The following is a 24,240-nucleotide window of genomic DNA, read 5'->3' as shown; positions in this document are numbered from 1 at the left end:
AAGTCGCGTCATGGAACTTGGGAAAGATCAAACGGATCGTAAACGCAAAAAAATAATCATTACCACCTTTATGGCTTTGATGGGAGGTTTGTTGTTTTTCACTTTTTTCAGTAATACGTTGCAATCGATGACCTTGCCAAAGGTCCGAACGTCCCCAGCAGCAGCCGGCGGAATAACTTATCGGTTAACGGGAACCGGGATATTGCAGCCGAAGAAGCAGGCAGAGCTGATCAACCCGGCCGGTTGGAAGGTTAAGAAGGTACTGGTGAAGGAAGGTGCTGATGTTCAAGCGGGGCAGAAGCTTGTACTATACGATCGTGCTGATGCCGAGCGGGAGTTGGAAGATGAGATGGCGCTATTGAAAAAGCAGCGAATCGCGCTCGAAACGATTCAGGATCAGTTCATCGAGGCCACGGTGAGCGGGGATGAAACCGGCTTGAGAGAAGCCAAACGGGAGATCGAAACTCGCAAGCTTGACCTCCAGGTACAGGAGCGGAAGATCGAGAGACTGCGTGAGCAGATCAGAAGCCGCAGCGAGCTCGTCGCCCCGTTTGACGGGGTGGTTACGGAGGTCAACGCGGTGGTTGGGGTGGCTTCCACCTCCCTCCCGGACGTGGTGGTGTCAAGTACAAGTGCAGGCTACCGTGTGGATATCATCGGGGATGCCGAGGTGATCGACCGTCTTCGGATCGCAACCGGCGAAGCGGTGAAGGTTGAGGTGGCCGCTGCCAGTGAACAACCGCCGCGTCAACTGGAGGGCGTGGTCGAAGACATCACTAACGCAGGTTCTCGAATCACAGGTTCACCGGAGGAAGGTGACGGAACATCGGCGACGCTGCCGCAAAGGCGGCTGCGTATCCGAGTAGCTGATCCTGCCCTGAAAGGAGGGGAGCAAGTTACGGTTCGGCTGGAACAGACGTCCTCCGAGCAGGGCTGGGTTGTTCCAAATGAAGCGATTCATCGCGAAGGCGATTCGCGCTTTCTTTTTAAGGTGGAGGAGCAGCGCGGGGCGTTGGGCAATGTGTTTGTCGCCCGAAAGGTGACGATTAAGCAAAGTGAAGCGAATGAAGCGGAAACGATGATCCCGGCAGATCTTCTGTTTGAAGGAGAGCGGATCATTCTGGAGAGCAGTGAACCTTTACAGGATGGCAATCGGGTTCGTTTGCAATAGAAAATCAGCGATCGAAATGAAGCAGAGGAGGAAGAGAATAAACCATGAAAAAACGGATGGGGAAGACAATTATTGCGGCATTGGTTATATCGATTGCTTTGGCTGCGTGCAGCAGAGCGACGGATACTGTAGGGAAGAACCCGGCTGGAGAAGAGGGCAAAACCGTGCTTACCTTATCGGTTCAGGAGGCAAGCCCGTTTTATACTGCGCTGGAGCGGAAGTTTGAGGCCAAATTCCCTGACATCGACCTGATTATTCAGGCTTATAAACAAGCCGGAGAGGAATGGAAGGCGGGTGAAATTGAGGAGTATCGCAAATCGGTCAACACCGCACTGCTCTCAGGACAAGGACCGGACGTCATTGAAATGAAGAGCCTGCCAATAAGCGAATATATAGCCAAAGGTTTGTTGCTGAATATGGATTCGTCACTTAGCGGGGATGGATCCATCAAGAAGGAGGATCTCCAGCAAAATATTTTGGATGCTGCGAGGGAGAACGGAGGTTTATATGCGATCCCAGGAGGTTTTTCCCTGAGGGCGTTCATCGGCGATGGCGATGCTTTGAAAGAGGCCGACATTCAGGAGAAAACCTGGACTTGGCAGGACTTTGCAGAAATAGCGAAAAAATTAACGCAGGGGAATGAGAAGGTCTTTGCGATGACGGAATATCCGCCGGATATGCTCATGCAGGAAATGACAGTGGATAACTATGAAGCCTATGTCGATACGAGCGACAAACAAGCCAAGTTCGATTCCCCGGAATTTATCGCGCTGCTGCATCAAGTGAAGCAGATGTATGATGATGGCGTGATGACCGAAGAGTCGGCGGGTTCGGGAAAGCAACTGTTTTATTCTGCGGTATTACGTGATCCGAAGGATGTTATTGACGTGCCTCATCAGTATTTTGAACACCCGATCCTCATGCAGAAACCGCATAACCCCGCTCAATCCGGTACGATGCGAATCATTCCGACGAGTTTGTTTGGGATCCGGGCGAAATCCCAGGTTCCGGAAGAGGCCTGGAAGCTGATCCGCTTTCTCCTGTCGGAGGAAGCGCAGAAGTTACCGGAGCGCGAGGGGTTCTCGCTGCTCTCTTCGATCAATTCGCAGCAGCTGGATGACATAAAGCAGCAAATTGCGGACGGCAGCTACAAACTGCCGGATGGAGCTGCTGTTAAGGCCGCGGACGAGGAATTTGATCGCTTTCGTCAAATGCTGGATGCGGTGGACCAATATTCGCCGCTTGAAGCCAAGGTGATCTCCATCGTCGGGGAAGAATCGCTTGCCTTCTTCAGCGGACAGAAATCTGCGGAGGAAGCCGCGAAGTTAATGCAAAACCGGGTAACTACGTTTTTGAACGAATAAAGTAAAGGATCCTGCCTCATTGAGAGGCGGGATTTTTTTGTCGCTTACGCGCCGTTCGTTAGGTACCTCTGCCAGCTTCTTTTGATGATTATCCCGTTGCATCAGGGAGTGCGTATCTCATGACCATTCACAGGATCGATGACGTGATTAGAGATCAGGTGCTGGCTCAGGCTCAGGCCAACCTCACCTCACCATACCTCACCTCCCTCATGCCCTTGATCTCACCTTCTTTTTGTCACTGAACGAAAGGGATAATTATGTAAAGAGGCTCGCAAAAGGACCGCTTGACGGCAATATGATCAGGAAATATTGGTTATCGCCTATTGCTTGGTGATAACTAATAGTGTATGATGCATAGTATAAGATATATTGTATGACGCACAGTATGCGAAAAACAGTATAAGATTGCAGTAAATAAAAAACAGGATGAGACAACGAGGTGGAAGGATGAACGGCCTATTAAATTCCTTGATCACGGAGCTCCGTCGCGGAACGTTAACCTTGGCGGTGCTCAGCCAGTTGCGGACGCCGCAATACGGGTATTCGCTCGTTCAACGGCTGGAGAAGTCCGGGATCACCATTGATCAAAGCACGCTGTATCCGCTGCTGCGCCGGCTGGAGAAGCAGGAACTTGTGACAAGCAGCTGGGATACAACGGAGAGCCGTCCGCGCCGTTACTACGTGTTGAGTGAATTTGGCTTGGAGATTTTTGAGCAGTTGAAGGTGGAATGGGAGAAGACCTCCCAGGAGCTGTACACGTTGTTGAAGGGGGAGAATAATGATGAAACCGTCGGATCTGATTGAGCTTTACGTTTACGAAGTAACTCGTCGCCTGCCGGATAAGACCCGAGAGGACATCGCGCTGGAACTCCGCTCCACAATTGAGGATATGCTGCCGGAGGAACCCAGCGAGGCGGAAGTGAAGGAGGCGCTGACGCAATTGGGGGATCCGGCCGTATTGGCCGCGCAGTATCGCGATCAACCCGCATTTTTGATCGGGCCGCGCTTCTATGAGACTTATGTTCAGGTCTTGAAAATGATTGTCCCCATTGTGGTTGTAATTACTCTCTTGTCGCTGATTGCCAATCAAATCATTACGTATTCCGGTGATGTGGTTCCCGCTGAGGCTGCGGCTGTCCTGCTCAGCAAAGCGATAGGGACAGTGTTCAGCGCGGGGGTGCAGACCGTATTTTGGATTACCTTGGCGTTTGTCATTCTGGAGCGCACGGGAACTGGCAACGAACTGCCGCTGAACAGCAAGTTCAAGGCCTGGACGTCGGATGATTTGAAGGACACCCGGTATATCCCAGTGCAGAAAGTGATTAAGAAAAGTGAGGTTTTTGCCAGCCTCATGTGGACGGCGATTTGGGGGAGCGTGTATTTCAATGCAGATCGGTTAATTGGTGTATATGAGAAAGGTCGAAACGGCATAGAAATGACAACACCCATTTTTAATCAAGACGTGTTGCTGTTGTATTGGCCGTTTATCGCAGTAATTCTTGCGCTGGATGCGGCTCTGGCGATCTACAAATGGATCGCGGCCCAATGGAATGTGAAGATCGCGTTCCTGAACGTGGCCAACCACGTCCTTTCGTTGGTGGTATTCGGCACGGTCATCAGCAAGGGGGAGCTGTTGTCCCCCGGGTTTATCGCGAAGCTGGAGGATATTTTCAGATCGGGCGTGTCCGGTTTTAACTCCGGTTGGATCATGTGGCTTGTATTGTTCGTCTACATGTTAGTCGCAGCTCTGGACAGTTATCTAGGGTTCCGCAAAGCGAACCTTCCCCATACGGCGAAATAAACACCATCCGAAAAAGCCCCGTTCTCTGGGTGAAAGAGAGCGGGGCCTATCATTTGGAAGCTCGCTTAAGCCGTTGCTTTTCGGGACCGGTACAGCAGCAAGCCCATGAGAATTGCGAAATACAAGAATAGGGCGCCAAAGGTGTACAGGTACATCACCGGTTGATTTTGCAGATACCCAACGATTGGGATGTTTAAGATCAACAGCAGCGGGAAACCGAACATGATTGCGGAGGCACTGCCCATAACTAAGTTGTCTGTCGTATTCGATTGGAATTTCGGATCGACGGCTTTGACCAGCGCAAGTCCGGTGGAAATCGTTCCGGTCAGCATCCCGTAGAAACCGAGGACGTTCGGCAACTTATCCTCCGGCAACACCCGCGGCACTAACCAAACCATAAACCATACCGTGACTAACCCGCCAACTGTCGTTAGGATGAGCACCGGCGTCAAGTATTGCTTCAGTGCGTAGATCGAGATCGCTGCAATTGAGGCGGCGATCATGTAATCAAAGGAAAATCCGGAGATCCGCTGCAGCAGGTAGTTGTTCGGAGAGTGCTCCAACTGAAAGCCCGCTTGCTTCCAACGGTTGAGAATCCACCGGAACAACATCGCGTACAGGCTGCCGATGAGGAAGTGGAAGCCTATCAGCAATTGGGCCAGTGTTTCCCCATAGGTCCCGAGCGGAGTCAGCACCGTCTCCAGTCCGCGTAACGTCAAGTAAGTCACCAGGTATATAAAGCCGATCAGCGCGATTTGGTAAGTCAGCTTGTCGATCGCGTCACTGAGCGGAATTTCGCCTTCTTCTGATTTTTCCGTAACCTCGGTGCGTTCTTTGTGTGGCCGGGATGTCGTCTGTTTAAATTTCGGATGGCGGATCAGGATGTTCATCAGAATGATTCCGGGAATTACGGCCCAGATGAAACCAAATCCGGCGATGGTCAAACCAAGGTTGGCGCCGCCTTCCAGCCCCAAAGCCTCCCAACGGCTGCCGATCGAATAGGCTTGCCCTGGGCCTTGTCCATAGCCGAGAGGAAGCAGTAAACCGATACCTGGGAACATTCCGGGATAGAACAGCTCCGTTAGGATCAAGAGTAGACCAAATCCCGCGAGCCCTTGGATCAGGTATGTCGATACGATAAGCATCCCGGATTTCATGACCGCCGGGCTGTTGGACACCTCCCGCTCCTTCAGGGAGAGGGCAATGAATCCGATCGCCATCAGATGGTAGACCAGTTGCCCCAGACGATCGAGATCGAATTTAAGCCACCCGAGCAGCTCCGGACCCACGATTAAGCCAAGGATGCCGGCTACCATGGAGGTGGGGACGATGATTTTGCGTAACAGCGGAATACGTGCCTTCAGGATGGCCGATACGACCATCAGCAAAGACAGCAGCGTAAAGTCAATCACGAAAGACCATGAATTATCCAAAGAGAGACCCTCCTAGTTGTGCCGGGTGAAACGTTGTTCCAGCGCGATAATAAATTTGAGCCATTTGTAAGCTGAAGTGCGTGGTTGGTAAAACAGGAACCGATACAGCTTATCTCCCACGTAAAACTCAAACTTGTGGTGAAGTTGGACGTTGATCCCTTCCAACTCGACAAATGGGAAGGAATACACCTGTCCGTGATCCCCTTGAAACGTAAGAGAATCTGCTTGATCCGCGTTCCAGTGCAATCGTCCTGTTCCCAGCGATTGAAAAGGCTTCTCTCCCTCCGAAACATACATATGCACGGGATCCTGCATGACGGGTTCCCAGGAGGCGAGCTGTTCGGGTTCTTGCATGACTTGATTCAGCCGTTCCAGCTGCCAGCGATTCCAGCCCCGCGTTGTCGAGAAGCGCAGGGGATGGGTAAACGGGGCGAACTTGCCCTGTGGCGTGTAGCGAACGGTGTAGCCGCAGGCCGTGCAGCCGAACAAGTCCTGTTCGGAGCGGAGGCGGCCTGGGACTTCACAGTGCGGGCAGATGAACAGCAAGCGCTCCAGGTAATGCGCCGGAGCTTTGCCATAATAGGCTGCGCCAGTCTGGGATTGCCACTCTGCATCGTCATGCGCCAACGCCTCCGTCAGCAGGTGATGGATCTCATCGGGGGATTGGTTGGCAAATGCACCAGCGTCCCATTTTTTCTCGAAGGAGAGGTGAATGGGCCCCCTGCGATGGTTCTCCGCCCAACGGGGAGAGGACAGGTGACCGCCGGAAATGGTGGTGATGACCACCGGGACATCCAGCAATTTCACGAGTTTGGCTGTAGAATAGAACAACGGCTCGGTCGTCCCGTCCCAGTTCCGGTTTCCTTCCGGGAAGAGGCCGATGACGCGTCCGCTCTGCTTGGCTTTGATCATGCTGCGGATGGTGCGCGTATCGTTTTTATTTTTCATTTTGGGAATCGCTCCGGTGTAATTCAGCAGCTTAGCCAGCCACGGGTTTCGGAACAGGGAAGCTCCGGTCACGAAGCTGATTGGCTCGTCCACGTAACAATTAATGTAGAACGGATCCCAGTTGGTTACATGGTTCGCCAAAATCAGATACGGCGGCTTCAAGCCCACGGTATCGTTGCGTACCACCTTGATCTGGGAGCGGCTTTGGAGAAATGCGCGTAGAGCGGACAATACAAGTCGCTGCGCGATTTTTCCCGGTTTCTTCTCTATGCTCACAGGGTCACATCCTGAAGATGAATTTCAAAAAACACATTAATATTGTTATATCATATTTTGGACAAATTCGGCGGCGGGAAGTTATTGGTGTAGAAAAAAGAAGAACGGCCAGGGGGCCGTTCTTGGGGGGAGGCTTAATTGATAGCTATATCAATTGGCTCCGCATCAAGAGAATTACCAGCACGATCATAAGCTGAGGTGAAACTGATCCGAACCTCTACAGGAAGAGTAAGATTAGAAAGAAATGAATCCGTTAGCTCAATTCGATAAGTAATATTATCGAGTGTGTTTAGATCATAGTCAGCTCCGGGTGTCATAAATTCGGAGGAGTCGAAGTTATCAAAAGAATATGTGAGATTAAGGTTTCTAACAAGAACCTCCTCATTGAATTCCAATGTGATCCCCCCATTTTCGTAGGTGCTGTTGGTTACAGTAGGAGCCTCATCGTCGAATAGGATAGGAATCTCAGCACGGCCTAACACTAGGCTATCATCGCTCCAAAGAGTGAACTCGATGAAGGCTTCACTATGTTGATTTGCCCCTTCTTTTGCTCGGATCATTAGACCTAATTCGTTAGGATCATCCCCCAGCCATTCAATTAAATCGCTTGATGAATCGACAAGAAGGTTAGCTACCTTCTGATCAGGATTAGACGGATCAATCACCGCAAAACAATTTGCTCCCAAGTAGTCTCCAATTCGCAGCTCGGTTGCACCGTCTCTAATTTCGATCAAGTCGTTAATATTGCGAGTGTTGTAGGTTAATGGATCCGATGATACGCTGTCCAAAAGGAAAGTGTTAGCGGAAGATCCACTGTTCAGCCAGATTTTCGCTTCAGGTTTCGGCCACACATTGTATTCGCCAGACGACTCAACGAGTTCGATTGCAGCCGATGGAGCGGAGACGTTCCCGGCGGTATCCACCGCAAAAACCCGGTAGGTCCCACTAAACAGTTCAGAGGTCGGGATACGTGTAATTTCATTGGCCGTAGAAGTAGCAACTCCGCGACCAGAGCTAAGTGATTCCAACTCAGATCGTGATCTTGGTGTGGGGCCTTCGGGAATAAGATAGAGAGTACCGTTCTCATTACTGCGGGCTTGGACATCATCCCCAATCCGAACAGGTGAGGAAGACAACAATGATACTCTTGGAGCGGTTACATCAGGTGAGGAGCTCCCCCCACCGCCTCCCGAACTCGGCACCGAAGGCGTCGTTGGAGGTGCGACGGGCTTGTCCGGCTCGGCTGGAGGTGCAGGCTGTTCTTCAGTGGAAGGTGTTTGGTTGCTTTCGCTTTGCTTTTTCTCTTCCACTTGCTTCAGGAATTTGCTGGCGACAAGGGCGACGGCTTGTCTCTCTGCATTCCCGGTTGGATTAAATTGTCCATTGCCGGTGCCGGTGATCAAGCCTAGCTCCACTGCGGCGGCCACGGCGTCCTTGGCATAATCGGCAATTTGGCCGGCGTCGGAGAATTTGAGCTCGCTCGCTTTCCCAGCAGCATCTACGCCGAGGGCGCGAACGAATAGCACCGCCATGTCTTGTCGCGATAAATTAACGCCGTTACCAAAGGTTCCGTCCCCTAGACCTTGGATCAATCCGGCTTTGGCCGCCGCTTCGACATAAGCAAAAGAATAGTGAGTCGTAGGCACATCCCGGAATGTAGCGGCTGCCGGGGCTTCACTCGTATCCAGTTGCAGGGCTTTGGCTAAAATGATCGCAAAGTCTTGACGCTCGATCTTCCCCGTCGGATCAAACTTCCCGTCTCCTTTTCCGTTAATGATCCCCTTGTTGACCAGTTCCATAATGGCATCTTTCGCATAAGAGCCGTTAATGTCCGACAATTGAGTTGCAGCATGGGCTGGCAGCGAAATTGTGCTAAGCAGGGCCGCACTTGCCATCACTTTGGCGTAAAGCTTTCTCCTCATTTACATTCCCCTTTCATATAAAACCGAAAAATTTACCAAGATGCCTCGATATTTGTCTAAAATTAATATATCTTAATTTCGGATTTGCGCAATCCAATTTTAGGCTATTTGATTTAGAAACATAAAAAAGCCCTTACTGCACAAGGCAAAAGGGCAAGAAAGGAAGTATAGCGAGATGGGGTATCCACTTGCGTGGTGTCACCGGAAATCCGGTGGAATACGCCGGGAAACACCGGTGGCAATGGCCGCTTCGATGACGGCTTTGCGCACAAGCGGAACGACCTGATCATTAAAAATACTCGGGATGATATACTGCTCGTTTCGTTCCTCATCGGTAACGGCAGAGGCGATGGCTTGTGCTGCAGCCAGCTTCATCGCTTCGTTGACCACGCGGGCTCGGCAATCAAGCGCTCCTCGGAACACACCGGGGAACACCAGCACGTTGTTGATCTGGTTCGGATAATCGCTTCGACCGGTTGCGAAGACCGCTGCGTGAGCCAGCCCAACCTCTGGATCTACCTCCGGGTTCGGGTTGGCGAGGGCAAATACGATTGGCTGCTCGTTCATCGTCCGCAGATGCTCACCGGTCAGCAGATTCCCCGCAGAAACGCCGATAAACACGTCAGCACCAGGCAAGACCTCATGCAGCGAACCGGGCTGGCTTTCCACCTGCGGCTGCTCCGCAAGCCACTGCCACATCGGATAGCCGTATGTTCCCCCGCGGACAATCGCCCCCTCCTTGTCCACCGGCACAAGCTTCGTTACACCTGCAGCCAGCAGCATTTTGCATATGGAGACACCCGCGGCCCCGACGCCGCTTACCACGACCCGCACCTCGGACATCGATTTGCCAACGACCTTCAGCGCGTTGATTAACCCCGCGATCACGACCACCGCCGTTCCGTGCTGATCGTCATGGAAGACCGGAATGTCCAGTTCCTCCGCCAGCCGTTGTTCAATTTCGAAGCATCGAGGGGAGCTGATGTCCTCCAGATTGATCCCGCCAAAAATCGGACTGACGGCTTTAACGGTACGAATAATTTCTTCCGTATCGCTGGTATCCAGGCAGAGCGGAAAAGCATCTACCCCGGCCAGCTGTTTAAACAGCATCGCCTTGCCTTCCATCACCGGCGCCGCGGCATACGGGCCGATATCGCCAAGCCCCAACACGGCGGTTCCATCCGTGATGACCGCCACCGTGTTGCGTTTGATTGTCAGCGAAAACGCCTTGTTTCGACTTTCGTGGATCGCCGTGCAGATTTTGGCGACCCCTGGCGTATACACCTGCGACAGATCGTCGCGGTTACGAATCGGCATCGTTGGTTCGATGGCAATTTTGCCGCCGAGATGCATGAGAAACGTGCGATCGGAGACGTTGATCAGCCGGACCCCATGCAGCTTGCGCAGCGCTTTGACGAATGCCGTTTCGTCCTGGTCACCCGTGTCGACGGTAATGTCGCGTATCGAAGATCCTTTGGCCGAGGAGATCACGTCGATCGACGTAATGTCGCCTCCGGCACCACTCACCGCAGCGGCGACATCGCCGAAGCTGGCCTTCTTATGGTCGAGCTCCAATCGGATAATAATTAACGTACGTGCCATAACTTAAATCCACCCCCGCCATTTTACCGCCTCGGTCATTCGCTTCAGCCCTACGATATACGCGGCAAGACGCATGTTCACCCGGCGTGTCACCGAAGTCTGATAGACCTTGTGAAAAGCGTCCACCAACAGCTGCTCCAGCTTCGCGTTCACTTCCTCCAGCGGCCAGTAGTAACCCTGATTATTTTGGACCCACTCAAAATAGGATACGACCACGCCGCCCGCACTCGCTAGGACATCCGGCACAATCAGAACCCCGCGCTTGGACAAAATTTCTGTCGCTGCATACGTCGTTGGACCGTTGGCCGCTTCGACGATCAGCTTGGCCTGGATGTGCGGCGCGTTTTCCTCGGTGAGCTGGTTCTCGATCGCAGCCGGCACGAGGATGTCGCATTCCTTCACCAGCAGTTCCTGATTTGTGATCCGGTTGGAATAGAGATGGGTCACCGCGCCAAAAGAATCCCGCCGATCCAACAGCTCGAGGATATCAAGCCCGTTCGGATCGTACAGCGCGCCGCGCGCATCGGCAATACCAACGATGATAGCCCCGGCGTCGTGTAAGAACTTGGCCAGGTAACTTCCGGCGTTGCCAAAGCCTTGGATGATGACTCGCGCGCCTTCCACCGCCATGCCGGCCATCTTAGCGGCCTCCTTCAGCACGATCGTGACGCCGAGGGCCGTCGACGATTCCCGCCCGTAGGAGCCGCCGAGCACCAGCGGTTTGCCGGTAATGAAGCTCGGCGAATCGAATTCGCGGATTCGGCTGTACTCGTCCATCATCCAGGCCATCACCTGGGAGTTGGTGTACACGTCAGGCGCGGGGATATCCTTGGTCGGCCCGACCAACTGGCTGATCGCCCGCACATATCCGCGGCTTAAGGCTTCCAGCTCCCGCATCGACATCGTCCGCGGGTCACAGGCGATTCCGCCTTTTCCACCGCCGTAGGGCAGCGACACGATCCCGCATTTGATGCTCATCCACATCGACAAGGCCTTCACTTCCTCCGCCGTCACGTCGGGGTGGAATCGTACGCCGCCTTTGGTCGGCCCGACCGCGTCATTGTGCTGAGCGCGGTAACCGGTAAAGACCTGGACCGAGCCGTCGTCCATCTTCACCGGAATCCGCACGGTCAGCATCCGCAGCGGCTCCTTGAGCAGGTCAAACATCGCCGGCGGCTCGTTCATCGTCTGGAGCGCCATGCGAATGACCTGTTGGGTGCTGGTCAAAACGTCCATATTTTCCGAAAGTGTTCGTTTCCCGTTCATAATCATGGGTTACCCTTCTTCCGTCCGTATTGGAGATAGATTTGAAGCCTGCTAAGCTCGTCGTCGTTAAAGCTCTAGGTTGCTTCAGCTGCTTTAACATTGCTTCGACAGCTCTAGTATTGCATTCGGAGACGCTAATGTTACTTCAGTAACTCTAATGTTGCTTTGGAGACACTCATGCTAGTTCGGTAACTCTAGGGCTGTTTTAGAAACTCTAATGTTACTTAAGTAACTTTAACGCCGCTTCAGTAGCTCTAATGTTGCGCCTGCAACTGGCTTCCCGCAGCTCTAACGCTTGTCACAAACCTTATTGCCGCCAAAATTGCTGTTCTGCAATTCTAACGCTTACCACGAAGCTTATTGCGTCATAATTCGGGCATAAAGGGGGATTTCCATCCAAATAGCGTGTCTCAGCGTCGTTAGAATTTGTGAGAAGCTAATTTTGCTGCAATAGCGCTCTGTATCAGCGTTAGAGCAGGGTGCGCCGTCCTAGCGAACAACGAGCAAAGAGTAAGCTAGCAAATGACGAAACGAGCAAAAAGAGCAGTAAAGCAAAAGAGCAACAGATCAATAGAGCAAAGCGCACAAGATCAAGAAGTATCCTGGAAGCGATCGATCGCCTACAGCTTCCGGGAAGTCAGCTTGGCTTGGGTGAACAGCAGCAGGTAGTCGTAGCCGCCGGCTTTCGAATCGGTTCCCGACATATTAAAGCCGCCAAAAGGATGGGCCCCGACCAACGCTCCGGTACATTTGCGGTTCACGTACAGGTTGCCGCAGTGCATCGTTTCTAACGCTTCGCTGATGCGATCCTCATCCCGGGAAAAGAACGACCCCGTCAGCCCAAACTCGGTATTGTTGTACAACGCAATCGCTTCGCGCCAATCCTTCGCTTTGCCGATCGCCAGTACCGGTCCGAAGATTTCCTCCTGCATAATCCGGGCCTTCCCGTCCACGCCAGCGAACACGGTAGGTTGAATATAGTAGCCGTTGCCTTCGGCTTTCCCTCCGCCGGTGAGAAGCTGCCCCTCTTGCTTCCCGATCTCGATGTAATCGAGGATTTTGCGGTAAGAAGTCTCGTCGATCACCGGTCCAACCGCTTTATTGTGCTCGGGGAGGCCAATTTCCAGCTGTTTCGTCAATGATACGACTTTCTCCACCACCTCGTCGTAGACGGACGCTACAATGAACGCACGGGAGCCGGCGGAGCATTTCTGTCCCTGGAACCCAAAAGCCGAGGTCACGATGGCCTGTGCGGCTGCATCCAGATCTGCCGTTTCATCCACGACGATGCCGTCCTTGCCGCCCATTTCGGCGACGACCCGCTTGATCCAGATTTGCCCGGGAGCCGTATCGGCTGCCAGCTTGCTGATGCGCAATCCGACCTCCTTCGAGCCGGTGAAGCTGATAAACCGGGTTTTCGGATGGGTAGTCAGATAATCGCCAACCTCGGAGCCGCTGCCGGGGATGAAGTTCAACACTCCGGCCGGCAAGCCAACCTCCTCCATCAGTGCAGCGAACTTATAGGCGATAACCGGTGTGTTGGAAGCGGGCTTGAGCAGTACGGTGTTGCCAGCCACAATCGCTGCTGAGGTCATGCCCACGCAAATCGCCAGCGGGAAGTTCCATGGCGGAATGATGACGCCTACGCCAAGCGGGATGTAGGTCAGCCGGTTTTGCTCTCCGGGGACCGGTGTCAGCGGCATCGTTTCGTTGATCTCGCTCAAGCGGATCATTTCCCGTGCGTAGAAATTCAGGAAGTCGATCGCCTCCGCGGTATCAGCGTCCGCTTCCGCGTAGTTCTTGCCGGATTCGAGCACCATCAGAGCAGAGAATTCATGCTTCCGTTCAGTCATGAGTTTGGCGGCCTTCAACAGATACTGTGCGCGTTCGTAGGGCGGTACCTTTTTCCACGATTCAAACGCCGTGAGGGCAGCCTGCATCGCTTTCTCAGCCAGCTCCTGATCGGCTTTGCTGACATAACCAATCGTTTCATCTAGATTGCCGGGGTTGATCGAGCGGATTTTGGCCTCCGTAAAAATCTTCTCGCCGCCGATCTGCAGCGGAATCTCTCGCCCCAGCTCTGACTTTACTTGGGCAATCGCGGCTTCCATGGCCTGGCGGGCCGGCTCTTGACGAAAGTCGGTAAACGGTTCATTACGGAATGCTTCCAGTTTTGCTGTTGTGCTCATAGGGAGTACTCCTTTATGAATAAGATTTTTGGTTATTACTTAAATAAGTTCTTTAAGACAAACCATACGTTGGCGGGACGTTCCGCGAGGCGGCGCATAAAGTAGCCAAACCAATCGCTGCCAAACGGGACGTACACGCGAACCTTGTAACCCTCGCGAACGAGCGCAAGCTGTAAATCTTCGCGAATGCCGTATAGCATTTGAAATTCGTAACGATCCGGTGGAATGGATAAATCCTGAATTAGTTTCTTCGCGTAGTCGATCATCTGGGAGTCATGGGTTGCTATGGCGGCATAACCGCCGTTCATCAGGTGGGTAGAAATGAGGCGTTTGAAATTTTCGTCGACGTCCGACTTGGACGGGTATGCGACCTTCGGTGATTCCTTGTAGGCTCCCTTCACAAGGCGAAGGTTCGGCTTCAGGGCCTTCAAGTTCTCGATGTCGTCTATGGAGCGATACAAGTAAGCTTGGATGACGATGCCAACGTTGTCGATTTGTTCGCGCAGTTGCTTGTAGATCGAGATCGTTTTTTCACAATAAGTAAAATCCTCCATATCGATGCGCACAAACAACCCGTACAGACGGGCTCGGTTCAGGATCGTGGTCAGATTGCGCATGCAGAGTTCGTCGCTAATCCCCAGCCCCAGTGAAGTGAGCTTTAGCGAGAGATTGGCTTCGACTCCAGCTTCATTGATGGCATCCAGGGTCTTGAGGCACATCCGCATGGACAGTTCAGCTTCGGCTTCTGTGGACACAAACTCACCGAGGTGATCGAGGGTGGCTACCCGACCCGTCGCATTTAATGCGCGTACAGCTTCAATTGCACCATCAATCGTTTCTCCGGCGACAAACCGGCTGGCACCAAAACGCAGTCCGTAACGGCGGGCCATTCGTCCCACGGATTGGCTTTTGGCGAAGGATTGAAACAGGGTGCGGAGCAACGCTTCCATAGGCATCCATCCTTTTCCATTTCTCATTGTACACAAAATATACAATATTTTAGATTTTTGAACAATATAAGTTGAAAAAATAAACAAAAAAATTTTAAATTAAAGCAAAAGTGTTCAATATTGAACATATCTATACTGGATGAAAGCCCAATCTTCGCGATGGAATATTGAACCTCGCCCGTATTCGTGTTAGATTTACAAGTAAAATTTCATTACGTGTGAGGTACCTATGTTCAATCATGAACGGATATCCTTCCGGCAGGATTTGACCCGGTTGAAACCGGAAGAAAAAATAAGGGCATTGCTTACGGCACTACAGGATGGCCAAGCGGCGGCAGTCGAGTTCGACGGGGCTTGGTATCTGTTGACGCCGGATGGTGCCGAGCGGCTTGAAGCTTGGGGCGAAGGGAGCATCGGGGGAGGACTGCGGCTTGACGGGACGAGGTTCATCGTTTCGGTCGTGTTCCAAGAGTCGGAGCTGGCGCTTCCGGTCAGCGAACTGGCGACCCGCTGGTCCAGCGCAGATCCAAACGGGCGGCTGGCGTTGGTGGTTAATGATCGACAGGAGCCTGTTGGTTATCTACCGATGATCGACCTGCTCAAAATAGCAGCGGATCGGCAGCAGCGGGCGGAGGCGTATTTTGACGCCCTGCTGGAGACGGTCAGTGATGCGGTAACGGTTGTGGACCGGAACGGTACGGTAATCGGTTGGAACACGGTGGCGGAAGAAGTGTACGAGATCGCGAAAGCGGACATCGTGGGCCGTACGATCGGGGAACATTTTGATCCAGACGCGCTGGTCGTGCTGGGGATCTTGGATGAGGGCCGGCGGCTGCGCGGGGCCTACCATCGTCCGCGGGAAGGCACGCATGTGCTGATCAATGCATCACCGATCGTTGAGCCGGGTGGAGGGATCATCGGCGGCGTGGCGACCGAGCAGGATATCACGCACCTCGTGAAGCTCAATGATGAACTGACCGTAGCGACATCCCGTCTGTTAACCCAGCGGATTGGCGATGAGGATCCGTTTGCCTTAATCAGCGGACGCGGGGAGAGCATGGGCAAAGTAATTAAGCTGGCCAAAAAACTGGCCGAAACCGACTCCACTGTGCTCTTGATCGGGGAAACCGGAGCGGGCAAGGAGCAGTTGGCCAGAGTGATCCATCGCGCCGGCGCGCGGTCGGAGGGCCCGTTCTTGGCGCTGAGTTGCGGGGCCGTTCCGGCAGGACTGGCGGAAGCGGAGCTGTTTGGCTATCAAGGCGGCGCTTTCTCGGGACAGCCGTCGGGCCAGGCCGGTCGGCTGGAGGCGGCGGACGGCGGCTCGATTTTTTTGAATGAGATTGAGTGTTTGCCGTTAGACGTACAGGAGAAGCTAGCTCATTACATCAAGCACCGGACGATCACGCGAATGGGGTCTTCGGAAGCCGTGCCGGTATCGGTGCGCATTTTCGCCGGCACCACCCAGGATCTGGGTCAGCTCGTACGTGAGGGCAAATTTCGGGCGGATTTGTTCTACGCGCTGAATGTGGTGTCGCTGAAGGTACCGCCGCTGCGTGAGCGTCAGGAGGATCTGGGGCCGTTGGTGCAAATGTATTTGCGCGTGTATTCGTTGCAGTATCAGAAGCCGTTGCCGACCGTTTCCCCGGAGGTGATGCTGGCGTTTGCAAATTACGACTGGCCGGGAAACGTTAGCGAACTGCGGGCGGTGATTGAGCGGTGTGTAATTTTAAGCGAAAATGAGCAAATCACGCTGGAGCACTTGCCGGAGGCGTTGCAGCAGCGGCAAGCTCAGCTGGAGTTCGCAGCGGCGGATTCCGCGGCGGGTATAGCGGTTGGAAGCGGAGCCGTTGCCGGTTCTGAGTTCGAGCGGGGAACAAGGCTGTCCTCTGTGGAGCAGGCCGATCGGCTGGACAAAATGCTGCGTCCACGCATCACCCCCGAAGAGGAAATGGAGCTGATGAAGGAAGCGCTGGAGCGGACGGCGGGGAACAAGAGCAATGCCGCCAAGCTGCTGGGCATTTCCCGGGGGACGCTTTATAAAAAGATTCGGGATTATAATTTAGTATAGTCCATATTTAGGAAAAGGCGGGGCCTTTGTGTTTTATCACAAAGGCCCTGTTGCTTTGAGTGACTAATGTTCCTCCTAAAAGGGTATTCTTCGTTTAGTAAACATTCCCTCAATACTCCGTACATGGTAATATTACCTAGGAATATTATACTAAATGGGGGATTGGATCAATGAAAAAGAAATTGCTGCTCAGTTCTTTTTTACTGATGTTTGTCTTGTCTAGTACTGTGGCTAGTGCCCATCCAGGTCGAACGGATGCGAAAGGTGGTCACACGTGTCGGACTAATTGCGCCAAATGGGGATTAGAACAAGGCGAATATCACTACCATAATGGGGGAAGCTCTTCTTCTAGTTCTAGTAAGAAATCCTCTTCTTCATCTTCCAAAAGTTCTACCAAACCATCAACCAAAGGTTCTTCTGCTCCAAAATCGACAGAGCCAACCTATAAGAAATCTAAACTGACTGTATTCATTAATGGGGAGAAAGCAAGTTTCGATAGTGGTTTAATCATTTATCAAAATACAAACCTGGTTCCTCTCCGCGAAATTGCAGATTTACTAGATGCAACCTTTAGTTATGATGCCAAAAGTGGTGTCATTATTGTAAGTAAAAATTCGAATACGGTCACATTTACAATAGGAAGCAAGAAAGTGTACTACAACGGGGAAGCTGAAACGATGAATGTGGCGCCCGTGGTCGTCAAAGGAGTTACTTATGTACCATTACAAAGCCTCGTTAAAGGGCTTGGGGCGAGCTTGAAATCGGATGATTCGAATAAACTGAGCATCACAATAAAGTAAAATGTAAAGTAGCATGAATCGCCTGCTCTGAACCTCGACATGGGCCGAACCCTTGCTTGGGCTCCTGCATAGCATATAGCACACTTGCAGGAAGAGGGGCGTGACTCCATGATAGGCATAGAGTTGTCGGCGATTCACTATGTGTATCTAGCGTTCATCGTCTTCATCATGGCGTTGTTGATCAAGCGGCGTGATACGACGATGATTTGTGTGGCAGGGATTTTTACGCTGGGGTTGCTTGCGACGCAAACGCTCAGCGGCTCGGTTTCGGGGATTTTTAATTCGTTTATTTATGCAACCAAAGAGTTAATGGGGACGATTATGATCATCTCGATCATCGTGGCGATGAGTCGGGTGCTGATTCGCACGGGCATCAACGAAACGATGGTCTCTCCCTTGACGCGGTTTATTCGCACACCAACGATGGCATATTGGGGCATCGGGATTATTATGATGGTAACTTCGATGTTCTTCTGGCCCTCACCTGCGGTGGCGCTGATTGGCGCTGTTTTGTTGCCCGTGGCAGTCCGCGTGGGACTGCCGGCGCTTGGGGCGGCGGTGGCGATGAACTTGTTTGGGCACGGCATCGCTTTGTCCGGCGACTATATCATTCAGGGAGCGCCAAAGCTGACGGCGGATGCCGCGGGCTTGCCCGTCTCCAGCGTCATGTCGGCCAGCGTGCCGCTGGTTCTCGTCATGGGGCTGGTGAGCACGGTGACTGCTTTCTGGCTGATGCGCCGTGATCAGCGGAACGGCACGTGGCGCGATGGCCTGATCGCCGGAAAAGACGCGGGAGGCGTGCTTAGCGAGGATCGTCCAACGAGCAAAGAGGATCGCGCAGCCATTACCCCTCTGGCCCAAAAATGGTTGGCCATCCTGATCCCGCTGCTGTTCGCCGCCGACGTTGTCGCTATGTTCCTGCTCAATTTGCAGGGCGGCGATGCGACGGCTCTGGTTGGCGGCACAGCGGTGCTGATCCTGATTGGCGTGACGCTGCTGGCGCACCGGAACCGGGGCCTGGAGAAGATCACCTCGTATTTGATCGAAGGGTTGACCTTTGGCTTTAAGGTGTTTGGCCCCGTGATCCCGATCGCCGCCTTCTTCTATCTAGGCGACGCGGCGTTTCAGGAGCTGTTCGGGCAGGTGCTGCCCGAAACATCGCACGGGATCGTGAACGACCTCGGTGTAGCGCTGGCCGACGTCGTTCCGCTGAACGGCATCATCGGCGCCGTGACCCTTGCCGTGACCGGAGCGATCACCGGCCTGGACGGCTCCGGCTTCTCGGGCATATCGCTGGCCGGCTCGATCGCCCAGCTGTTTGGCACCGCCATCGGCTCCGGCACGGCCGTGTTGACGGCGCTGGGGCAGGTCGCCGCCATTTGGGTCGGCGGCGGTACGCTGATCCCGTGGGCGCTCATTCCGGCCGCCGCCATCTGCGGCGTGAGTCCGTTCGAGCTTGCCCGCCGGAACCTCAAGCCGGTGCTCATCGGCCTTGCCGTGACCACCGTGGTGGCGATGTTCCTGGTGTAACAGCAGGGAGGGAATGGGTTAAACTTGCACTTGCAAAGAAGGAGGCGGTGTGGCCGCCTCCTTCTTTGATTTTGCCGCGAATGCATCCCTTGAACTAATTTACCTCCAAAACCTACCGTTAATTTCGCAAGTTTGAGCGGTTAGCGCAATTTACATGTAAAACCTACCGTTAATTTCGGCACATTTGCCCCAAACCGCAGTTTCTGACCAAATTAACAGTAGGATTTACCGTTAATCGTAACCAAACCCCGTGATCTGCCTAAATTAACAGTAGCATTTACCGTTAGACCGTCTGACTTCTTCACAACACCAGCTTTGTCCCGTCGTACGACTCCCTAATTACTCATTAAAACTCCGCCCCCCCTCACTGCCTCACACTCCGACCACCCCCACCGTTCAGTTACAGCATCCACCATCACAAATAGTTCACCACTCCGCGTACCAGTTCATATTTGACGATGCGTTCCCCCTTTCCACGATAAACGGGTCTCATCCACCCTTTAGCTGTCACCTTATGCAGCATTTGGACCGCCGTTTTATGGTTTAGCTCGAAATGACGTTCGACATCCACCGGGCGAATCGGGCGCGCGAGTTGCACGGCAAGTCGGATGAGCTCCTTTTCCGCTAGCAGGCCGCGCGTTACAGGCACCTGGTCCGGATGGTATCGGCTGAGCACCATACGCAGCAGGTTGATGCAGAGCTCTGGACGTTGCTCCACGTCATCGTACGCGAAGGAGATCACCTGGTAGCCCATGGCGTGCAAAAACGTTTCGCGGTTGAGCTCATGGCAGTACTATTGTCGGTCCATGTCGCGAACATGTGCAGCGTAACCCTTAATCTCAAACAGCAGCTTCAACTCTCCGTTCCCAGGCAACCAGGCAAAATCAGCGAAGTACGAGCGCCCCCGCCAATCAGTGACTTCGTACTCCGGATGTAGATCTTCCAAGTTGCCGCGCAACGGCCACCACACATTCCTCAGAAACAATGACTCCGCATGGGCATGTCCACGTTCGAGTCGGCCTCGACGTTCCCCGGATCTCCGGGCTAAATGGTGCTCGAGAAATGCTGTGTAATTTTCCTCAAAACTTATAGAACTCATCAGCCAATCGCCTCCTCCAAACAAAATAAAAAACGCCCCGCATTAGCTCTTGAAGTTTGATCCTTAATCGCCAGGAGCGCCATCAACCCAAAGGTCATGGTACCAGCCCCTGAATATGGTTCAAACTTGAGCAAAACGGGACGTGCTTCGTCTTAGCTTTTAGTATAGTGCTGGCGGAGGGCTCCGTCCAGCATGGGAGTGTTAGTTGAGGGCATATGCTGGGGGGCAGGGAGGCGGACTCACCTGACCTCGCATCCATTTTTACATTGCATTTCTTAAGCAACGGCCGTAAGCTAACGGAAGGGTTTTCCAGCGGGGTCTCCAACGGTTGCCTTAGCGGCCTGCTGATAGGCATTTGGCGCCGAACCCGTGAGCATAACCAATCCACTTCCCGGTTCATTTCCCACCTTCTCCCTGCATAAAGGATGAAACGAAGCGGAGATGTGCGCGTAACAATATTTAGTGTGTATAACGAAAGGGTGAGGGGCATTGGAGAACGGCATGAACGTGAAGTTGTATGAAAAATTACCGGATGGCGAGCTGCGGGAACTGGAAGAGCGTGTCTGGAACGCGAATATGGTCGCTGCGTTGGAGCATGTCAACTATCTAGTCGTGGGCAACCGGGAGTTTGAAACGGTAGAAGGCCGGCTGAACGTCGACGAGGGGAAGCTGGAGCTGCTGCTCGTACCGGTTGTGCATGAGTAAGCTGTTTTTTTCGTAAGGAGGGAATAGGTCTTGGCCAAAGAAGAGGAAGCCACACGAACGGAAAATACCGCTGCATCAGAGACAACGGCGAAGGAGCCGTTGGCATCTAAATTTTTGACCCCGGAAGGCAAGCCGATCCGCGTCTTGTCTACCTCACTGGGCATTGCGCTGTTGGCGAATGCGTTCCTGATTCCAGGGGCCGGGGCTACGGCAACAGGGAGCGGGACGTCGGCTGACGAACCGAAGCTGGTGGCTTGGTCGACAGAGGAAGTGAAGCAATATTTCGATAAAAACGTAGACTGGAACATCCCAGTTCCGGTGGAGGAAGAAGAAGCATCCGGGGAGGCTGCGGGGACCGGTAGCTCAAACGGCATAGACGCCTCGAACGGCTCCGGAGGAACCACCGTCATCAACCATCACGGCGGGGGATTCGGTTGGGACGATATGCTGCTGTATCACCTGCTGTTCAACAGCGGGTCCAGCTATTCATCCAGCCGCTGGTATGACAATCACCGCGGGTATTATGCCGGAACGTCGACGCCGTACAAGCCGAAAACGTACTCCAGCGAAACGTTCCAAAACAAACAGATGGCCGGCTCCGTCGTTCGTCCGAAGACTTCGACCTCGTCAACCGGCTCCATCGTCCGGCGGTCGACCTCCTCGAAGGCGGGCGGCATCGGCGGGAAATCCAGCTCGCTGGGCTCGTCGTCGAGCTCCTCGTCCGGCTCATCCAAGAGCTCGATTTCCGGTTCGAGATCCAGCGGCACCGGTAAGGGGTTCTTTGGCGGATGACGGACGAGAACAATATTTTTGAAGTTGTGGGCCAGCCGCATCCCAACCGGAGCGAGCGGGTGGAGAAGCTGGCCGAGCTGGGCTTTACCTGGGCGGATCTCGAGGAAGAGGAGTATTGGATCGATCAGCTGGTGTTGATGCCGAAGGAAACCTATGCGGAGCTCGAGCAAGCTGCGGCCGCGCTGTGGCGCATTCTCGACAAGGCCGCACGCTACGTCCATCGTCGGCCGGATCTTTATGAGCTGATTGGGATTCCACCGATTCTGTGGACGATGCTCAATGAGCTGCCGATCCCGGAGCCGGGATTGATTAGCCGCTATGCGCGGTTTGATTTTGCCGTGGCGAATGACGGCACGATCAAGCTGCTGGAGCTCAATGCGGATACGCCAACCGGCTACGTGGAAGCTTCGATCGCCACCCCGTGGTTGATGGAGCAGGCGGGATACGATTCGTCAAATGCCCGGATGAAGGACCTGGTCGCGGAAGCTTGGGCCATTGAGCGGCCGGATACCGTCGCATGCGTGGATTACGGCTGGCATCTGGAGGATTCCGGAACGATTGAAGCGCTGGGCCGGCACAGCGGGCTGGATTTGCACTATGAAGATTGCCTGGAGCTGTGGATTGACGAAGGCATCCTGAAAAATAAAGACGGCCGTACCATTGAGCGCCTCTTCGCGTTGTACCCGAAGGAATGGATGGCAGTGGACGATGCCGGCGAGGCGTTAAGCTACGCGATCGAAACCGGTCGCCTGACCATTTTCAACGGGCCGCACAGCATTTTGCTGCAATCCAAAGGCTTGCTTGCCGCTGTCTGGGGGCTTTACGAGCTGGGCTTGCTGTTTGATACCGAGGAACGCCAGGCGATTGCGAAGTACATGCTGCCCACCTACAACAAGCCGGTCTTCGCCGGCGGCTTCGTATCCAAGTCGATGTTTGGACGTGAAGGCGGTTCGGTCCGCTTGTTTGATGAAGAGGGCCGTCTGGAGCTGGAGGATCAAGAGGGCTTTGACAGCAGCGTCTTGTTCCCTACGGTATATCAAAAAAGAGCCGAGCTGGCACGAATCAATACCGTCTTCGGCGAGCGCCATTTGTTGACCGGCCTGTTCGTCCTGAACGGGACGCCTTGCGGCTTATTGGGGCGTGCCGGCGGACCGATTACGGGCAATACCAGTCATTTTATCGCGTTAGGAGTGAAATAGATGCATAGTTCGAAGCAGCCTTGGACGCGGCGTTTCCTCATTACGTTGATGCTGGTGTTGTCGGTGGGCTTCCTTGGAGCCTGCGGGGATACGACCAGCGTCTTCTCGACCGAGAGCGGTTCGGAAGCGGAGTTAACGACCGCCCGCGTCCCATGGGACTATAAAATCGTGGAAGCAACGGTTGGCGATCTGGTGGGCAGTGATATGACGATTTTACCCGATAACGATCTGCTGCCGAACGATAACAATTACGCCACTGGGGATAAAATTTGGATCCTGCAGTTTATGGACGCCGAGCTGACCACGGACGAGAACCAGAAAAACGAAGTACGCCTATCCTCCTGGACGACGTTGAAATCCTATCCGGATCAGGCGTCTGCCGAGAAAGATCTGGCCGAGCTGAAGGTGTCGGTGACGACCGACGTCAACCTAGTTGGCGTGTACAAAACGGAATACCAAGGCAAAATACGGTGCTTCGCCGTGCTAGAGCTGCCAACTGGGAACCGGATTAAGCAGCCGATCGATGAGGAACGGTATGCTGCGCTGGAGAAAGCGAAGACGGTGCCGGTTGTGCTGGAGGAAGTGCATGATTTTGCCGATTATGATTTGGCGTTTGCGAAATTTCGGGGGTGGGCGAATTGACGATCGTGATCAATATTGTAGTTAGTGTCATCGTGATGATTTTGCTGCAGTTGCTGGGGATGGTGGTCTTCAATTGGATGACCCCTTACCGCGATATGGAGGAGTTGAAGAAAGGTAATGTCGCCGTAGCCCTGGCGCTGGGCGGCAAATTCCTGGGCACCGCAATCATCTTAGGGGTGTCCGCCTTCACGAACACCTCTATCTTACATATGATCCTGTGGTTTGCTGTAGGTTATGTGTGTCTCGTGGCATCTTATTGGATTTTTGAATTGGTTACCCCGGGATTTAAGATTTCCGACCAACTGAAGCAGGGAAATGTTGCGGTCGGCACCTTGCTGTGCTTGGTGTTTATCGGGATGGCGTTTGCAGTGAGCAGCCTCATTATCTAACGCAGGGCAAATAAACAAGAACCCCCGTATTCCGCCGATGAATTCGAGCCTGGTGGAATGCGGGGGGTGTTTTTTTGTATGTGTGGAGGGTCGG

At 53.5% G+C, this 24,240-nt stretch carries 21 protein-coding genes; 12 read left to right on the top strand and 9 right to left on the bottom strand.

Annotated features, from left to right (window positions below; translation table 11 throughout):
- The first annotated feature begins 10 nt into the window (after window positions 1-10).
- The 4 genes from M891_RS0122680 to M891_RS0122665 all read left to right on the top strand — a co-directional run bounded on the left by M891_RS0122680 (window position 11) and on the right by M891_RS0122665 (window position 4,336).
- Window positions 11-1,171 carry an efflux RND transporter periplasmic adaptor subunit gene (locus M891_RS0122680; protein ID WP_016314372.1) on the top strand — a complete coding sequence of 387 codons (1,161 nt, stop codon included), beginning with the start codon at window positions 11-13 and terminating at the stop codon, window positions 1,169-1,171.
- Between the two features lie 44 nt (window positions 1,172-1,215).
- Entirely contained in the window at window positions 1,216-2,535 is a 1,320-nt protein-coding gene (locus tag M891_RS0122675) for an ABC transporter substrate-binding protein (RefSeq protein WP_028540384.1), read from the top strand.
- Between the two features lie 447 nt (window positions 2,536-2,982).
- Window positions 2,983-3,339: a PadR family transcriptional regulator gene (locus M891_RS0122670; RefSeq protein ID WP_028540383.1), complete on the top strand. Its 357-nt coding sequence runs from the start codon at window positions 2,983-2,985 to the stop codon at window positions 3,337-3,339.
- Window positions 3,317-4,336, top strand: coding sequence for an HAAS signaling domain-containing protein (locus M891_RS0122665; protein ID WP_036701623.1), 1,020 nt, complete (start codon window positions 3,317-3,319; stop codon window positions 4,334-4,336). Before M891_RS0122670 ends, M891_RS0122665 begins: the two co-directional genes overlap by 23 nt.
- Window positions 4,337-4,401: 65 nt before the next feature.
- Here the strand turns inward: M891_RS0122665 and M891_RS0122660 are convergent, their stop codons facing one another.
- The 7 genes from M891_RS0122660 to M891_RS0122630 all read right to left on the bottom strand — a co-directional run bounded on the left by M891_RS0122660 (window position 4,402) and on the right by M891_RS0122630 (window position 14,922).
- Window positions 4,402-5,769: a sodium:glutamate symporter gene (locus tag M891_RS0122660; protein ID WP_028540381.1), complete on the bottom strand. Its 1,368-nt coding sequence runs from the start codon at window positions 5,767-5,769 to the stop codon at window positions 4,402-4,404.
- Between the two features lie 12 nt (window positions 5,770-5,781).
- Window positions 5,782-6,993: a lysophospholipid acyltransferase family protein gene (locus M891_RS24775; RefSeq protein WP_028540380.1), complete on the bottom strand. Its 1,212-nt coding sequence runs from the start codon at window positions 6,991-6,993 to the stop codon at window positions 5,782-5,784.
- 134 nt (window positions 6,994-7,127) lie between these two features.
- Window positions 7,128-8,915, bottom strand: coding sequence for an S-layer homology domain-containing protein (locus tag M891_RS24770; protein WP_028540379.1), 1,788 nt, complete (start codon window positions 8,913-8,915; stop codon window positions 7,128-7,130).
- Window positions 8,916-9,113: 198 nt separating this feature from the next.
- Window positions 9,114-10,517 (bottom strand): NAD-dependent malic enzyme, encoded by a 1,404-nt coding sequence (locus M891_RS0122645; RefSeq protein WP_028540378.1) that lies wholly within the window; start codon window positions 10,515-10,517, stop codon window positions 9,114-9,116.
- 3 nt (window positions 10,518-10,520) lie between these two features.
- Entirely contained in the window at window positions 10,521-11,789 is a 1,269-nt protein-coding gene (locus M891_RS0122640; protein WP_051417185.1) for a Glu/Leu/Phe/Val family dehydrogenase, read from the bottom strand.
- A 614-nt stretch (window positions 11,790-12,403) separates the two neighbouring features.
- Window positions 12,404-13,972, bottom strand: a complete 1,569-nt coding sequence (pruA, locus tag M891_RS0122635) for an L-glutamate gamma-semialdehyde dehydrogenase (protein ID WP_028540376.1) — start codon at window positions 13,970-13,972, stop codon at window positions 12,404-12,406.
- A gap of 35 nt (window positions 13,973-14,007) precedes the next feature.
- Window positions 14,008-14,922, bottom strand: coding sequence for a proline dehydrogenase family protein (locus M891_RS0122630; protein ID WP_028540375.1), 915 nt, complete (start codon window positions 14,920-14,922; stop codon window positions 14,008-14,010).
- A 229-nt stretch (window positions 14,923-15,151) separates the two neighbouring features.
- Here M891_RS0122630 and M891_RS0122625 point away from each other — a divergent pair, with 229 nt between their 5' ends.
- The 3 genes from M891_RS0122625 to M891_RS0122615 all read left to right on the top strand — a co-directional run bounded on the left by M891_RS0122625 (window position 15,152) and on the right by M891_RS0122615 (window position 19,320).
- The gene (locus M891_RS0122625; protein WP_028540374.1) at window positions 15,152-16,990 is read left to right on the top strand and encodes a sigma-54 interaction domain-containing protein; all 1,839 of its coding nucleotides are present in this window, start codon (window positions 15,152-15,154) and stop codon (window positions 16,988-16,990) included.
- Between the two features lie 170 nt (window positions 16,991-17,160).
- On the top strand, window positions 17,161-17,790 hold the full coding sequence (locus M891_RS24460; RefSeq protein ID WP_036701619.1) for a copper amine oxidase N-terminal domain-containing protein: 630 nt from the start codon (window positions 17,161-17,163) through the stop codon (window positions 17,788-17,790).
- 111 nt (window positions 17,791-17,901) lie between these two features.
- The gene (locus M891_RS0122615) at window positions 17,902-19,320 is read left to right on the top strand and encodes a hypothetical protein (RefSeq protein WP_028540373.1); all 1,419 of its coding nucleotides are present in this window, start codon (window positions 17,902-17,904) and stop codon (window positions 19,318-19,320) included.
- A gap of 415 nt (window positions 19,321-19,735) precedes the next feature.
- Here the strand turns inward: M891_RS0122615 and M891_RS26100 are convergent, their stop codons facing one another.
- Together M891_RS26100 and M891_RS26095 are read right to left on the bottom strand one after the other, a co-directional pair.
- Window positions 19,736-20,074, bottom strand: a complete 339-nt coding sequence (locus M891_RS26100) for a hypothetical protein (protein WP_332258863.1) — start codon at window positions 20,072-20,074, stop codon at window positions 19,736-19,738.
- A 39-nt stretch (window positions 20,075-20,113) separates the two neighbouring features.
- Window positions 20,114-20,419: a hypothetical protein gene (locus M891_RS26095; protein WP_332258862.1), complete on the bottom strand. Its 306-nt coding sequence runs from the start codon at window positions 20,417-20,419 to the stop codon at window positions 20,114-20,116.
- Window positions 20,420-20,920: 501 nt separating this feature from the next.
- Here M891_RS26095 and M891_RS0122600 point away from each other — a divergent pair.
- Genes M891_RS0122600 through M891_RS0122580 form a run of 5 tightly spaced genes read left to right on the top strand, consistent with a single transcriptional unit; the run spans window position 20,921 to window position 24,146 of the window.
- The gene (locus M891_RS0122600; RefSeq protein ID WP_036701668.1) at window positions 20,921-21,124 is read left to right on the top strand and encodes a hypothetical protein; all 204 of its coding nucleotides are present in this window, start codon (window positions 20,921-20,923) and stop codon (window positions 21,122-21,124) included.
- 30 nt (window positions 21,125-21,154) lie between these two features.
- Window positions 21,155-21,916, top strand: a complete 762-nt coding sequence (locus M891_RS0122595) for a hypothetical protein (RefSeq protein WP_028540371.1) — start codon at window positions 21,155-21,157, stop codon at window positions 21,914-21,916.
- Window positions 21,913-23,115, top strand: coding sequence for a glutathionylspermidine synthase family protein (locus tag M891_RS0122590; protein ID WP_028540370.1), 1,203 nt, complete (start codon window positions 21,913-21,915; stop codon window positions 23,113-23,115). The genes M891_RS0122595 and M891_RS0122590 overlap by 4 nt, the downstream gene beginning before the upstream one ends.
- Window positions 23,116-23,757: a hypothetical protein gene (locus tag M891_RS0122585; protein ID WP_028540369.1), complete on the top strand. Its 642-nt coding sequence runs from the start codon at window positions 23,116-23,118 to the stop codon at window positions 23,755-23,757.
- Window positions 23,754-24,146, top strand: coding sequence for a DUF350 domain-containing protein (locus M891_RS0122580; protein ID WP_028540368.1), 393 nt, complete (start codon window positions 23,754-23,756; stop codon window positions 24,144-24,146). Before M891_RS0122585 ends, M891_RS0122580 begins: the two co-directional genes overlap by 4 nt.
- Window positions 24,147-24,240: the final 94 nt, after the last annotated feature.

This window comes from Paenibacillus sp. J14, from assembly GCF_000518465.1.
Lineage (GTDB): Bacteria > Bacillota > Bacilli > Paenibacillales > Paenibacillaceae > Fontibacillus > Fontibacillus barengoltzii.
The sequence above is the reverse complement of the archived record's forward strand: the minus strand, read 5'-3'. Positions and strand labels throughout refer to the sequence as shown.

Coding starts and splice junctions, on each gene's coding strand:
- M891_RS0122680 (WP_016314372.1), top strand. CDS start 11: ATGGAACTTGGGAAAGATCAAACGGATCGTAAACGCAAAAAAATAATC.
- M891_RS0122675 (WP_028540384.1), top strand. CDS start 1,216: ATGAAAAAACGGATGGGGAAGACAATTATTGCGGCATTGGTTATATCG.
- M891_RS0122670 (WP_028540383.1), top strand. CDS start 2,983: ATGAACGGCCTATTAAATTCCTTGATCACGGAGCTCCGTCGCGGAACG.
- M891_RS0122665 (WP_036701623.1), top strand. CDS start 3,317: ATGAAACCGTCGGATCTGATTGAGCTTTACGTTTACGAAGTAACTCGT.
- M891_RS24770 (WP_028540379.1), bottom strand. CDS start 8,915: ATGAGGAGAAAGCTTTACGCCAAAGTGATGGCAAGTGCGGCCCTGCTT.
- M891_RS0122645 (WP_028540378.1), bottom strand. CDS start 10,517: ATGGCACGTACGTTAATTATTATCCGATTGGAGCTCGACCATAAGAAG.
- M891_RS0122640 (WP_051417185.1), bottom strand. CDS start 11,789: ATGATTATGAACGGGAAACGAACACTTTCGGAAAATATGGACGTTTTG.
- pruA (WP_028540376.1), bottom strand. CDS start 13,972: ATGAGCACAACAGCAAAACTGGAAGCATTCCGTAATGAACCGTTTACC.
- M891_RS0122630 (WP_028540375.1), bottom strand. CDS start 14,922: ATGGAAGCGTTGCTCCGCACCCTGTTTCAATCCTTCGCCAAAAGCCAA.
- M891_RS0122625 (WP_028540374.1), top strand. CDS start 15,152: ATGTTCAATCATGAACGGATATCCTTCCGGCAGGATTTGACCCGGTTG.
- M891_RS24460 (WP_036701619.1), top strand. CDS start 17,161: ATGAAAAAGAAATTGCTGCTCAGTTCTTTTTTACTGATGTTTGTCTTG.
- M891_RS26100 (WP_332258863.1), bottom strand. CDS start 20,074: ATGGGCTACCAGGTGATCTCCTTCGCGTACGATGACGTGGAGCAACGT.
- M891_RS26095 (WP_332258862.1), bottom strand. CDS start 20,419: ATGAGTTCTATAAGTTTTGAGGAAAATTACACAGCATTTCTCGAGCAC.
- M891_RS0122600 (WP_036701668.1), top strand. CDS start 20,921: ATGAACGTGAAGTTGTATGAAAAATTACCGGATGGCGAGCTGCGGGAA.
- M891_RS0122590 (WP_028540370.1), top strand. CDS start 21,913: ATGACGGACGAGAACAATATTTTTGAAGTTGTGGGCCAGCCGCATCCC.
- M891_RS0122585 (WP_028540369.1), top strand. CDS start 23,116: ATGCATAGTTCGAAGCAGCCTTGGACGCGGCGTTTCCTCATTACGTTG.